Annotated in this window: 13 protein-coding genes; 6 read left to right on the forward strand and 7 right to left on the reverse strand. The window is 56.3% G+C overall.

Going from position 1 to position 12,243, the window contains the following annotated elements:
* Together RUESEDTHA_RS13085 and RUESEDTHA_RS13090 are read right to left on the reverse strand one after the other, a co-directional pair.
* Complete coding sequence (locus RUESEDTHA_RS13085; RefSeq protein ID WP_180887259.1) at nt 1-396, reverse strand: cell division protein ZapA; 396 nt, start codon at nt 394-396, stop codon at nt 1-3.
* Entirely contained in the window at nt 396-1,193 is a 798-nt protein-coding gene (locus RUESEDTHA_RS13090) for a hypothetical protein (RefSeq protein ID WP_180887260.1), read from the reverse strand. Before RUESEDTHA_RS13090 ends, RUESEDTHA_RS13085 begins: the two co-directional genes overlap by 1 nt.
* A 234-nt stretch (nt 1,194-1,427) precedes the next feature.
* Here RUESEDTHA_RS13090 and tkt point away from each other — a divergent pair, with 234 nt between their 5' ends.
* Nucleotides 1,428-3,449, forward strand: a complete 2,022-nt coding sequence (gene tkt / locus RUESEDTHA_RS13095; RefSeq protein WP_180887261.1) for a transketolase — start codon at nt 1,428-1,430, stop codon at nt 3,447-3,449.
* Between the two features lie 69 nt (nt 3,450-3,518).
* Here the strand turns inward: tkt and RUESEDTHA_RS13100 are convergent, their stop codons facing one another.
* Entirely contained in the window at nt 3,519-4,319 is an 801-nt protein-coding gene (locus RUESEDTHA_RS13100; protein ID WP_180887262.1) for a thioesterase family protein, read from the reverse strand.
* Nucleotides 4,320-4,404: 85 nt separating this feature from the next.
* Nucleotides 4,405-5,376, reverse strand: coding sequence for a DUF808 domain-containing protein (locus RUESEDTHA_RS13105; protein ID WP_180887263.1), 972 nt, complete (start codon nt 5,374-5,376; stop codon nt 4,405-4,407).
* Nucleotides 5,377-5,558: 182 nt separating this feature from the next.
* On the opposite strand from RUESEDTHA_RS13105, the gene gap (RUESEDTHA_RS13110) reads away from it, so the two are divergent.
* The 3 genes from gap (RUESEDTHA_RS13110) to gap (RUESEDTHA_RS13120) all read left to right on the forward strand — a co-directional run bounded on the left by gap (RUESEDTHA_RS13110) (nt 5,559) and on the right by gap (RUESEDTHA_RS13120) (nt 7,862).
* Nucleotides 5,559-6,560 carry a type I glyceraldehyde-3-phosphate dehydrogenase gene (gap, locus tag RUESEDTHA_RS13110; RefSeq protein WP_180887264.1) on the forward strand — a complete coding sequence of 334 codons (1,002 nt, stop codon included), beginning with the start codon at nt 5,559-5,561 and terminating at the stop codon, nt 6,558-6,560.
* 71 nt (nt 6,561-6,631) lie between these two features.
* The gene (locus RUESEDTHA_RS13115; protein WP_180887265.1) at nt 6,632-6,775 is read left to right on the forward strand and encodes a hypothetical protein; all 144 of its coding nucleotides are present in this window, start codon (nt 6,632-6,634) and stop codon (nt 6,773-6,775) included.
* Nucleotides 6,776-6,857: 82 nt separating this feature from the next.
* Nucleotides 6,858-7,862: a type I glyceraldehyde-3-phosphate dehydrogenase gene (gene gap / locus RUESEDTHA_RS13120; RefSeq protein ID WP_180887266.1), complete on the forward strand. Its 1,005-nt coding sequence runs from the start codon at nt 6,858-6,860 to the stop codon at nt 7,860-7,862.
* Here the strand turns inward: gap (RUESEDTHA_RS13120) and coaD are convergent.
* From coaD to RUESEDTHA_RS13135, 3 genes are all read right to left on the reverse strand, one after another.
* Nucleotides 7,854-8,345, reverse strand: a complete 492-nt coding sequence (coaD, locus tag RUESEDTHA_RS13125; RefSeq protein WP_180887267.1) for a pantetheine-phosphate adenylyltransferase — start codon at nt 8,343-8,345, stop codon at nt 7,854-7,856. The genes gap (RUESEDTHA_RS13120) and coaD overlap by 9 nt on opposite strands.
* Before the next feature lie 84 nt (nt 8,346-8,429).
* Nucleotides 8,430-8,867: a CBS domain-containing protein gene (locus RUESEDTHA_RS13130; protein ID WP_180887268.1), complete on the reverse strand. Its 438-nt coding sequence runs from the start codon at nt 8,865-8,867 to the stop codon at nt 8,430-8,432.
* Nucleotides 8,868-8,927: 60 nt separating this feature from the next.
* Entirely contained in the window at nt 8,928-9,830 is a 903-nt protein-coding gene (locus RUESEDTHA_RS13135) for a LysR family transcriptional regulator (RefSeq protein WP_180887269.1), read from the reverse strand.
* A gap of 104 nt (nt 9,831-9,934) precedes the next feature.
* Here RUESEDTHA_RS13135 and RUESEDTHA_RS13140 point away from each other — a divergent pair, with 104 nt between their 5' ends.
* Together RUESEDTHA_RS13140 and RUESEDTHA_RS13145 are read left to right on the forward strand one after the other, a co-directional pair.
* Nucleotides 9,935-11,434 (forward strand): CoA-acylating methylmalonate-semialdehyde dehydrogenase, encoded by a 1,500-nt coding sequence (locus tag RUESEDTHA_RS13140; RefSeq protein ID WP_180887270.1) that lies wholly within the window; start codon nt 9,935-9,937, stop codon nt 11,432-11,434.
* A gap of 201 nt (nt 11,435-11,635) precedes the next feature.
* Nucleotides 11,636-12,220, forward strand: coding sequence for a L,D-transpeptidase (locus tag RUESEDTHA_RS13145; RefSeq protein ID WP_180887315.1), 585 nt, complete (start codon nt 11,636-11,638; stop codon nt 12,218-12,220).
* Nucleotides 12,221-12,243 lie beyond the last annotated feature (23 nt).

Here is a 12,243-nt window from a genome sequence, read left to right on the forward strand (position 1 = left end):
TTATCCTGCTGTTTTGTCTTCGATGACCGAGGCCAGGGCCTCAGCCCTTGCAGCCAGTTCTGCCAGCGTATCCGTCACCGAGGGTGGTACAACTGCTACTTCCACCCTTTCAGGCTCTGGCTTTGGCATCTCACGAAGGGTTTTGACCTCTGCTTCCACCTCGGACAATTTACGTTCAAGCGTCTTGATCTTGTCATCATTCGCCGCCGTCTTATCCGCAAGCATCAACCCGGCCATAAGCAGCATTCGCGACTCGGGCATACGCCCAATCTGGTCGGACAATACCTGCGCCTCGTCATCCAACATTTTGGCAGCGGCTTGAAGAAAAACTTCTTCACCCTCCTGGCAAGAGACATCAAAGCCACGGCCACCGATTTGAATGGTTACTTCGGGCATTACTCCACCTCTCCATCAGCCAGTTTCGCCCGCGACAACAGCGGCTCCAGACGCGCCAGAACCGCATGGGCTTCAGCCGCATCCGTTGCCTGCGCCGCGCGGGTTGCTTCCAGTTCCGCCACTGTGGCCCGGTTCAACAGTTCCGCATCGGGCAGACCGTTCTGGGAAGCAGCTCGTAATTCGTCAACGGACTTGCGTAATTGCTCATTGGCTTTGCGCATACGTTGCAGATCATCATCCAATCTGGACATTGCGGCACCATGGCTGCTGCGCTCCGCGCGCAACATCTTAAGTTCCGAACTAAGTTCGGCCACGCGCTCACTATCGGCCAATTCTGATTTCAATCGGGCGTTCTCGGCTTCCAGTTCCTGAGATTTTGTTGCCGCGGCCCTCAGTTGCTCATTCTCTGCGCGAAGCGTTTCGACCTCATCCTGATTTTCCAAGGCGGCCTTTGCATCCGCCAACTCCGCGCGAGCGGCTTCAACCGCCTCTAGCTTGGCAGTCGCTTCGGCCAACTGCTCTCGCAATGCGCCGTTTTCGGGGTGGTCGGCGGGTGCTGAACGCAGGCTTTCCATGTCAGCGCGCATTGCGTCGACTTCTTGTTCGTGCCGCTCTTTCAGTGTCTTCAGACGTTCTTCCAACTGCGCATTGGCGACACGTTCATCATCCAGTGCCGCGCGCAAGCTATCGTCTTGGACTGCCCCAGTCGGAGCTGCGTTCTGTAAGGCATCGACCCCGGTTCCAATTCTCTCCATCGCAGAGACGATACGGCGGTGTAATTCTTCGATCTGGCTCATGCCCCTGCCACCTCTTTATCAAGGTTCCTTGTGTCGCGGTTCATCCGAATCAACATAATCCGCGTCTTGCTCTAGTCTAACCCAATGGCGCAGAAAATACCCACTCTTTGCTTTCAACAACTTGGACTGCGTTCTTGATCCATGAATATGACGCAACCCCCAGTTATGCTTGCACTTTGAGGGCTGAGTGGTATTGAGCGGCCCATCTGCCTGTAATCCAAAGGAACAACGCCCGTGGACCTGACTGCGCTGCGCAATACAAACCCCGAACACTGGGACAAAGCTGCGGCCATCCGCACACTGACCCTCGACGCCGTCGCGGCCGCCAATTCCGGCCATTCCGGCATGCCCATGGGCATGGCCGATGTTGCGACCGTGCTGTTCGAAAAGCACCTGAAATTCGACGCCTCGGCCCCGAACTGGCCGGACCGCGACCGGTTTATCCTGTCTGCCGGACACGGCTCGATGCTGATCTATTCGCTGCTCTATCTCACGGGCCACGCAGACGTTACGCTGGACGAGATCAAGAACTTCCGCCAACTGGGCGCGAAAACTGCAGGCCACCCGGAAAACTTCCTGGTCGACGGGATCGAAACCACGACTGGCCCGCTGGGTCAGGGCATCTCGAACGCCGTGGGTTTTGCCATGGCCGAAGAAATCCAGCGTGCGCATTACGGCAAGAAAGTCGTCGATCACTACACTTACGTGATCGCAGGCGATGGTTGCCTGATGGAGGGCGTCAGCCAAGAGGCGATCACCCTTGCCGGTCGTCATGAACTGAGCAAGCTGATCGTCTTCTGGGACAACAACAACATCACCATTGACGGCACCGTGGACATCGCTGACCGCACCGATCAGGTGCGCCGTTTTGCGGCCTCGGGTTGGCATGTGATTGAGATTGACGGCCATGATCCTCAGGCCATCGACGCCGCAATCGTGGATGCGAAAAAGTCGAACAAACCGACCATGATTGCCTGCGAAAGCCACATTGCTTTGGGCCACGCAGCGCAGGATACCTCGAAAGGCCACGGTGCGCTGACCGATCAGGATCAACTGAAGGCCGCCAAGGAAGGCTATGGCTGGCCGCATGACGCGTTCGAAATCCCGGCAGAAGTGAAATCCGCATGGGAAGCCATCGGCGCACGCGGCGCGACCGAGCGTGCCGCATGGGAGGAGCGTTTCGCCCAGCTGTCCGAGCGTAAACAGGCCGAGTTCAACCGTGCCTATGCGTTTGAAGCGCCCAAGAAACTGGCCGGTGCGATCCGCGCATTCAAGAAACAGGCGTCGGAAGATCAACCGAAACTGGCTACCCGCGCCTCGTCGGAAAAGGTTCTGAACGTCGTCAACCCGATCATGACCGAAACCGTGGGCGGTTCGGCCGACCTGACCGGATCGAACAACACCAAATCGGCCGATATGGGCGTGTTCCTGCCCGAAAACCGCAAGGGCCGTTATATCCATTACGGTATCCGCGAGCACGGCATGGCCGCTGCAATGAACGGCATGGCGCTGCATGGCGGCATCCGCCCCTATGGCGGTACGTTCATGGCCTTCACCGATTATGCCCGCCCGTCCATGCGCCTGGCCGCGCTGATGAAAGTGCCGTCGGTCTTCGTGATGACCCACGATTCCATCGGTCTTGGCGAAGACGGCCCGACCCACCAGCCGGTCGAGCATCTGGCAATTTCTCGCGCGACGCCGAACACCTATGTGTTCCGCCCCGCTGATACGGTTGAAACGGCCGAATCCTGGGAACTGGCGCTGACCTTCAAGGACAGCCCCTCGGTCCTGTCGCTGACCCGTCAGGGCGTGCCCACCGTTCGGACCCAGCACAAGACCAAGAACCTGACCGCGCAAGGAGCCTATGTTCTGGCCGAGGCCGAAGGTAAACGTCAGGCTATCCTGATTGCCACCGGGTCCGAGGTTTCGCTGGCGATGGAAGCCAAGGCGATGCTCGAAGCTGAAGGCATCGGCACCCGCGTTGTGTCTATGCCCTGCATGGAACTGTTTGCACAGCAGGACGAAGCATACCGTAAGCGTGTTCTTCCGGCTGGTCCCGTCCGTGTGGGAATCGAAGCCGCCGTTCGCGCGGGTGGCTGGGATCGCTGGTTGCTGGGTGAACGCGGCCGCGAAGCCAAGGCCGGTTTCATCGGTATGTCAGGCTTTGGCGCCTCAGCCCCAGCGGGTGAACTGTACAAGCATTTCGGCATCACGGCTGAGGCTACAGTTGCGAAGGTTAAAGAACTGCTCGGTTGATCCCGGCAGCAATAACGTCAAAAGCCCCGGCCTGCGCCGGGGCTTTTTTGTTAAACAAAGATGATTTTGTTAGACAAAGATGATAACTGACTGCATCCCGTCTACAACAAGGTCACCGTCGGTGTTCCAGACCCGCATGACTTGAGAGCTATAGCCGTTTCGCCCCGCAGTCAGTTGATGTTCCAGCAGCCACCAGCCTTCTCGCGTCCTGATCTCTTCGGTCAACACATTGAAAATCCAGTTCATCGATGAGTTTGGACCCGGCTTTTTGAGTGTTGGATAGATTGCAGGCGGCGGCAGATCAGCAACCGCGATCAACCCTTCCATCCGGTCCCACATAAACGGATCTTTATGCCGTGCCCAAAGGCGCAAGTACCCTTTCTCGGCGCCTGAGAAAGGCAACGCACCGTCGATCAGTCTAACATCAAAATTTTGCAGAAACGGTATGGGCGGCTTAGGTAAATCTGGCGGAAAATAATGCCCCGTGTTTTCGGGTTCCTCTGCTGAATTTGCCGGGCATTCGAACGCTACGTGGCTATCCTGAGGGTAACCAAAAGAAAAAGTCGCCATCGCAGCGACCTTCCCGTCAATCTCAGCACGGGCATTGATGATAGTCACATTCCGGCCTTGCCTTAGAACCTCGGTGCCGATCGTCGGCGAGGTTCCAATAGGAGCGGTGAAATTCACCAAGGCCGAGCGCAAGGACGGTAAATCCTTATGCTTAGTGCGAACCGCATCTAACATAAGCGCCGAGGAAAAGCCGCCAAAGGTTGTCCGACCCTGCATCCACTCGGATGGCACGGGATATCTAAGACCATCGCCTTCCGGCATACGGCTCTCAAGAACCTCGGCTAAAGTGTGAGACGACATTTGGTTTCCGATTCTTGCAATTCAGCCCACAACTTAACTGCCGAATAGCTTCCGGCTATAACGACCCGACGTCAAAACAGAGTATTCAATGCTGTTTGTCTGCCCCCGAAAACATCTCCATCAACGGCGCGATGATCTTGGTTGCAATTGGAATCAGAACTAGCCCGTAGGCAAGTCCAAAAATGCCATCCATAGCGGCCTTGGATATCCACTCCACCGCTCCGGTCCATTGCTCGGACACAGTATGCCCCAGCGCATAAGCCCAGTCGTGAATGTGGTGGCCCAACCAACCAAAGCCCAGTTCTTCCATACCATGAATGAGGATTGACCCGCCGACCCACAACATTGCAGCCGTGCCGACGACGGATAACACCTTCATAACCATGGGCATCGCCTTGACCAACCCACGACCGAACCCGCGTCCGATCGGAGTGAATGCGTTCTGGGCCATATAGAGCCCGATATCATCCATCTTCACGATCAGCGCGACCGAGCCATATACCGCAACCGTGACACCGACACCCACAACGGCCAGAGTGGCCGCCTGCATCCAGAGGTTCGGGGCCTCAACTGCGGCTAACGCAATGGTCATGATCTCGGCGGACAGGATAAAATCCGTCTTAATCGCCCCTTTGACCTTTTGCTCTTCCAGCTGGCCCGGTTCGCGGATAGCCATATCCTCTTTGATAACATGGCTGCCGTGCGGAAAAAGGACGTGGAAAATCTTCTCCGCCCCTTCAAAACACAAGTAAGACCCCCCCAACATCAGCAAGGGCGTGATCATCCAAGGTGCGAAATTCGCAAGCAACAACGCGACGGGCAACAACAACACAACCTTGTTGAACACCGAACCCCGCGCAATGCGCCAGATGATCGGCAGCTCTCGGGCAGGTGCAAAGCCCTGAACATATTTGGGGGTGACTGCTGCGTCGTCGATGATCACGCCCGCAGTTTTTGCCCCGGCCTTGCCCGCTGCAGCAACTACATCGTCAACAGACGCCGCCGCAACTTTTGCGATCCCCGCCACGTCATCCAACAATGCCAAAAGACCGCTCATGCTGCTTCCTTTCCAGTCACCTGCCGCAATCCGACCCTACCCGATCCCACGGCTAGCGCAAGCGTTAGCGATACCGGCCCAGGTTTGCGCTAACACGTTCAGAATATGTCACTTTTACTCTTTTGGGAACGCGTTCGGGCCGTTATATCGCCTGCAACGCAAGCGCATTTTGGAGACGTCAGATGACCATCAAGGTCGGCATCAATGGTTTTGGCCGTATCGGCCGCTGCACCCTGTCGCATATCGCGGCATCGGCCCGCAACGACATCGAAGTGATCAAGGTCAACGCGACCGGCCCGCTGGAAACCACTGCGCATCTGCTGAAGTACGACAGCGTCCATGGCCGGTTCCCTCGTGATGTTGCGATCAACGGCAATACGATGGACCTGGGTCGCGGTCCGATGCAGATGTTCTCGACCTACGATATGAACGAACTGGACTGGGAAGGCTGCGACGTCGTTCTTGAATGTACCGGCAAGTTCAACGACGGCCTGAAGGCAAAGACTCACCTTGAGCGCGGCGCGCAAAAGGTTCTGCTTTCCGCGCCCGGCAAGAATGTCGACAAAACCATCGTATATGGCGTGAACCACAACAGCCTGGCCGCCGAAGACAAGATGGTCTCGAACGGTTCTTGCACCACGAACTGCCTTGCTCCGCTTGCCAAGGTTCTGGACGAAGGTATCGGGATCGAGCATGGCATCATGACCACGATCCACGCCTATACCGGCGACCAGCCCACACTGGACCGTCGCCACAGCGACCTGTACCGGGCCCGTGCTGCTGCTATGTCGATGATCCCGACCTCGACCGGCGCGGCCAAGGCGCTGGGTGAAGTGCTGCCGAACCTAAAGGGTCGTCTGGATGGATCGGCCATCCGTGTTCCGACGCCGAACGTTTCTGCCGTGGACCTGACCTTCCGTGCAGCACGTGACGTAAGCGTGGACGAAGTGAACGCCATCGTCCGCGAAGCCTCGCAAGGTCATATGCAGCGCGTGCTGGGCTATGAACCCGCGCCGCTGGTTTCGACCGACTTCAACCATACCGAAGAAAGCTCGATCTTCGCGCCGGACCAGACTCGCGTTGTCAATGACCGCATGGTTCGTGTGCTGGCGTGGTACGACAACGAATGGGCCTTCTCGGTGCGTATGGCGGACGTAGCCGTTGCGATGGGGCGTCTTAACTAAGACGTCGTTGAAATCTTGAACATATTTACCCGCTCAGGTTATCTGGGCGGGTATTTTCGTTCGGGGCCTAAATGACCAATCAAATCGCAATCTGGCTGGGTCTTTTGCTTCTGGGCGGCGCTTTTCTGGACTTTGCCTTGTTTGGACCCGAGCATTTCGTGTTCCTCGGCAAGAAATTCTATGCCTTTCTGGACTGGGTCGCCTTCTGGCGATGACAGAGGTTTTGCTTGACTTTTTTGTCGTTCTGGCGTTGTTAGCGCTAACTCGAACATGGCCGATACACGGACGGAGCAAACCATGACACTCAAACTGGCAATTAATGGATTTGGACGCATCGGACGCAACGTGCTGCGGGCTGTTATGGAAAATGGCCGGACCGATGTTGAAATCGTCGCCATCAACGATCTGGCAAAGCCGGAAATGAATGCGCATCTGTTCGAGTTTGACAGCGTCCATGGCCGCTATTCCAAACCCGTAACCCTGTCGGATGCCGGTATGGATGTCGGTGCAGGCCCTATCCGACTGACCAGCGAGCGGGACCCTGAGACTCTGGACTGGTCTGATGTGGACGTCGTTCTGGAATGCACTGGCGTGTTCCGCACGCGCGAAGCAGCCGCCCGCCATCTGGAGAACGGGTCGAAAAAGGTTCTGATCTCGGCCCCGGCACGTGGGGACGGCGGCGTTAAAACCATCGTATTCGGGGTCAACGACCACGAACTGACTGCGCAGGACACCATCGTTTCAAACGCCTCGTGCACCACGAACTGCCTGTCGCCGGTGGCTGCCGCACTGGATGCGGGCCTTGGTATTGTCCATGGCAACATGACGACGGTTCACGCCTATACCGCCAGTCAGCCGGTCCACGATTCCGCAGGCAAGGATCCATATCTATCCCGCGCAGCGGCTCTGTCGATGATCCCGACGACAACCGGCGCTGCATCCGCGGTTGGTCTTGTACTGCCGCAGTTGCAAGGCAAACTGACCGGTCAAGCCATCCGTGTGCCGACGCCGAATGTCTCGGTCGTTGATCTGGTGGCCGAGGTTTCGCGCGCGACCACGGAAGACGAGGTCAACGCCTTGTTTGTCGAAGCGGCGGCTAAAATCCCAGGCGTATTGGCTGCCGAACAACGCCCGCTTATCTCGGTCGATTTCAACCACGATTCCCACAGCTCAACCGTGTCCCTGCCCGAGACAAAGGTCACCGACGGTACTCTGGTCAGGGTGTTGGCCTGGTATGACAATGAATGGGGATTCTCGAACCGGATGCTGGATACGGCAGCGGCGATGGGTGCGTTATCCTAAGCGCGCTTTCAATGCTGTATTAACGCGGGGCGTGACGAATTTCGATACGTCCCCGTCCAGCCGGGCGATTTCTTTAACCAGTTTCGACGCGATCGCCTGGTGACGTGCTTCGGCCATCAGGAAAACAGTTTCCACTGAATTGTCCAACGCGCGATTCATGCCAACCATTTGAAATTCATACTCAAAGTCGGCAACAGCGCGCAAACCGCGCACGATAATCTGCGCGCCCACATCGCGGGCGCAATCGATCAAAAGGTTTTCAAAGGGATGGGCGATGATTTCGGTACCCGTCTGCTCTGTCAGATGCGCGCATTCCGCCTCGATCATGGCGACGCGTTCTTCTAGACTGAACAAGGGGCCTTTGTCCCGATTGATTGCAACGCCAATCACCAGCTTATCGACAAGCGCGGAAGCGCGGCGAATGATGTCGATATGACCCAAAGTGATCGGATCAAAAGTTCCGGGATACAATCCAACCCTCATCGCGGCCTCCTGCGCAACAAAATTTCTGCGCAAGCAAACATAACTCTGCCGCAGGTGCAATAGGAAGTAAGGTTTGAGGGGTGATTAATGACCCATGATCATCGTTTCCAGCGCTTCCTTTTCCATTGCCAGTTCTGACAATTGCGCTTTGACGACATCGCCCAGAGTGACAATTCCAATCAACTGTCCATCTTCTACAACCGGCATGTGGCGAAAGCGGCCGGTGGTCATGCGTTGAAGAACATCTTGCACACTGTCCTGCCGCGTTGCGGTTTCCAGATCGCTTGTCATATAGGCGCTGACGGACCGATTCAGACAACCACTGCCACTTGCGGCCAATTCCCGTACAATGTCACGTTCCGAAAGGATACCGGATGCTGTTTCCCCACCATCCACAGACACCACGACCGTACCGATCCGTTTTTCCGCCAGTATTTTCGAAGCCTCGGACACGGTAATTTCAGGGGTGACAGTAACGACCCCCTCGGTGGCCTTGGATTTCAGAATGGTCTGTACAAGCATATAGATAACCTCCGAAATAACTTCCTGTTTTACAAAGCGTTGCCGGAATGTCTAAACCTGTCAAGGTGAAGCTTCGGCCTCAAGCCGCTCAACCTCTTCGCGAATACCAAGCGTCAGGGCCTGCGCAAAACGGTTCAATCGTTCATTTCGTTGGTCCCCCTGATGGCGGACAAGGTGAAAACTTCGGGTCAGACTTACCTGATCCGTCAGTATTTTCTGCAAACATGAATGGAACGGCAGGGTAAAGTCATGCGCCATGCAAATACCTGAACCCAGCGAGACTTGCCTCAGTTGAACCGAAACCGAATTCGATGCAAGCGCGACACGGTCAACACCGATATCGACCAGATAATCCAGTTCGCGATCAAAGATCATGTCCGGGATGTAACCGATCAGCCTGTGCCCCCTCAAAGCCTCGACCGAGTTGATTGTGGCGTGAGCGTGCAGGTAATCCTGCGTTGCAACCAGATGTAACCTATAATCCGTGATCTTCTGAACCAGCAACTTCCCCGCTGTCGGCACGCTTACCGTCACCGCCATATCCGCTTCGCGGCGAGACAGGTTTATGACGCGCGGCAAGGCCAGGATTTGAATATCCAGTTCAGGATTGGCTTCGCAGATCTTTGCGCAAACCTGCGGCAAAAGATAATTGGCGCATCCATCAGGTGCCCCGATACGAATCTGGCCGCTCATTGTCTTGGACGATCCAGCCAACGCCCCAGACGCGGCGCGCATGGCTTCTTCTGCCCTCAGCCCGTATTCCAGAAGGCGCTCACCGGCGGTGGTCAGCAAATATCCCCGCGGGGACTTTGAAAAAAGCGGTGTGTCCAGTGACATTTCAAGCCGCCCGATCCTGCGCCCGACCGTGGCGGGATCAATTTTGAGCAAACGTCCAGCCGCCGACAGACTTTCCTCGCGGGCAACCGCAAGAAATACACGCATATCATCCCAGTTTGGCGTCACGTTTTACCCCATTGCATTTTTGCAAAGCACCTTTGGGAGATTGCCTCTGTTCACGCGATTTATGCAAGCCTATTCTGCCCGCAAATCTATCGGAGGAAATGGCAATGTCCGAACTGTCCCACTTTATCAACGGCGAGAATGTCGCTGGCACGTCTGGTCGCTTTGACGATGTATTTAATCCGGCAACAGGCGAAGTTCAGTACAAATGCCCGATGGCAAGCGCTGCTGAAACCAACGCTGCGATCGAAAGCGCGGCGGCGGCGCAACCTGCTTGGGGCGCGACAAACCCTCAGAAACGCGCGCGCGTTATGATGGCAATGGTTCACCTGATGAACCGCGACATGGATAAGCTGGCCGAGGCGCTCAGCCGTGAACACGGTAAAACCATCCCGGACGCCAAGGGTGACCTTCAACGCGGACTGGAAGTGATTGAATACTGCATCGGCGCGCCTCAGATGTTGAAGGGTGAGTTCACGGACAGCGCGGGTCCTGGCATCGACATGTATTCGATGCGTCAGCCGTTAGGTGTTGTGGCCTCGATCATGCCGTTCAACTTCCCTGCAATGATGCCCCTGTGGCATGTAGGCCCTGCGTTGGCCTGCGGCAACGCGGTCGTTCTGAAACCGTCCGAGCGTGACCCCTCGGTCCCGTTGATGTTGGCCGAACTGTTCATCGAGGCTGGTCTGCCCAAAGGCGTATTTCAGGTCGTGAATGGCGATAAAGAGGCCGTCGATACCCTGCTAGACAGCGAAATTATTCAGGGCGTGTCCTTCGTCGGCTCGACCCCGATTGCGCAGTACATCTATTCCCGCGCTACGGCGAACGGCAAACGAGCGCAGTGTTTTGGCGGCGCCAAGAACCACATGATCGTGATGCCGGATGCAGACATGGATCAGGCCGCCGATGCGCTGGTCGGTGCGGGTTTCGGCGCAGCAGGCGAACGCTGCATGGCGATTTCGGTTGCGGTTCCCGTAGGGGAAGAAGCGGCAGACGCGTTGATCGAAAAGCTGATCCCGCGCATCGAAAAACTTAAAGTTGGCCCCTATACTGCGGGTGATGACGTGGACATGGGCCCCGTTGTTACAGCCGCCGCGAAAGAACGCATTTTGGGCCTGATCAACTCGGGCGTGGAACAGGGTGCAAAACTGGTCGTCGATAATCGCGATTTCAGCCTGCAAGGCTATGAGGACGGTTTCTTTGTCGGCCCTCACCTGTTCGACCACGTGACGCCTGAGATGGATATCTACAAGCAAGAGATCTTTGGTCCTGTCCTGTCCACCGTCCGTGCCGGTTCTTATGAGGAAGCGCTGAAGCTGGCGATGGACCATGAATACGGCAACGGCACCGCGATCTTTACCCGTGATGGCGACACCGCGCGCGACTTTTCAAGCCGCGTGAATATCGGCATGGTCGGCGTCAATGTACCGATCCCTGTTCCACTGGCCTATCACACCTTTGGCGGCTGGAAGAAGTCCATGTTCGGTGACCTGAACCAGCACGGCCCTGACAGCTTTAAGTTCTATACCCGCACCAAGACCGTTACGGCCCGCTGGCCCTCGGGCATCAAGGAAGGTGGCGAGTTTAACTTTAAAGCCATGGACTGATTAAAAACGTCCCCCATGAACACCAAACCCGGCCTACGATGGCCGGGTTTTTTCGGCAAAGCTCTGCCGAAATCCAAGTTTTTGGCGAACTCACGATAAGTTCAAACTGACACCACTGGCAAATCCATGCCGTCAGCAATATTTTACTTCAAATTTGTTCGAGCAGTCCCTGAACCGGAGGCAACATTGTCAAACCCCCGTATGACCCGCCGCACAGCTTTGTTGGGTGCAGCGTCCTTGCTGGCAACACCTGCTTTGGTGCGCGCGCAAAGCACGGATGCATTCCCACAAACAGAAGAGGCGATCAGCACACAATTGCCTGTACGCCGCAATGTATCCTCGTTCTCTCAACAGAACTGGCAGGATCACTTTGACCAATTGGGGGTTGGGTGTCTGCTGGCCGATATTACCAGCCGCGCGGTCCATTACTGGGGCCCGGATGGAACCTATAAACTGTACCCAAGTTCCGTTCCCATGAGCGAAGAACTGACCAAGCGTGGATATACCGAAGTGGTACGCAAGCGGGAAAACCCAAGTTGGACACCAACCGCATCCATGCGCGAACGCGATCCCTCGTTGCCCGTTAGAATGGAAGGCGGAGACCCCGGTAATCCGTTGGGTACACGCGCTATGTATCTGGGGTGGCCGGCGTATCTGGTTCACGGAACGCACGACACGCGTAAGATCGGACGCCAAAGCTCGTCTGGGTGTATCGGTCTCTATAACCAGCATGTTGAGGAATTGTATCCTCTGGTCAAAGTCGGAACCCAAGTTCGACTGATCTGACAACAAAGCCCCGGCCAGATGGA

This window comes from Ruegeria sp. THAF57, assembly GCF_903914075.1.
Classification (GTDB): Bacteria; Pseudomonadota; Alphaproteobacteria; order Rhodobacterales; family Rhodobacteraceae; genus Ruegeria.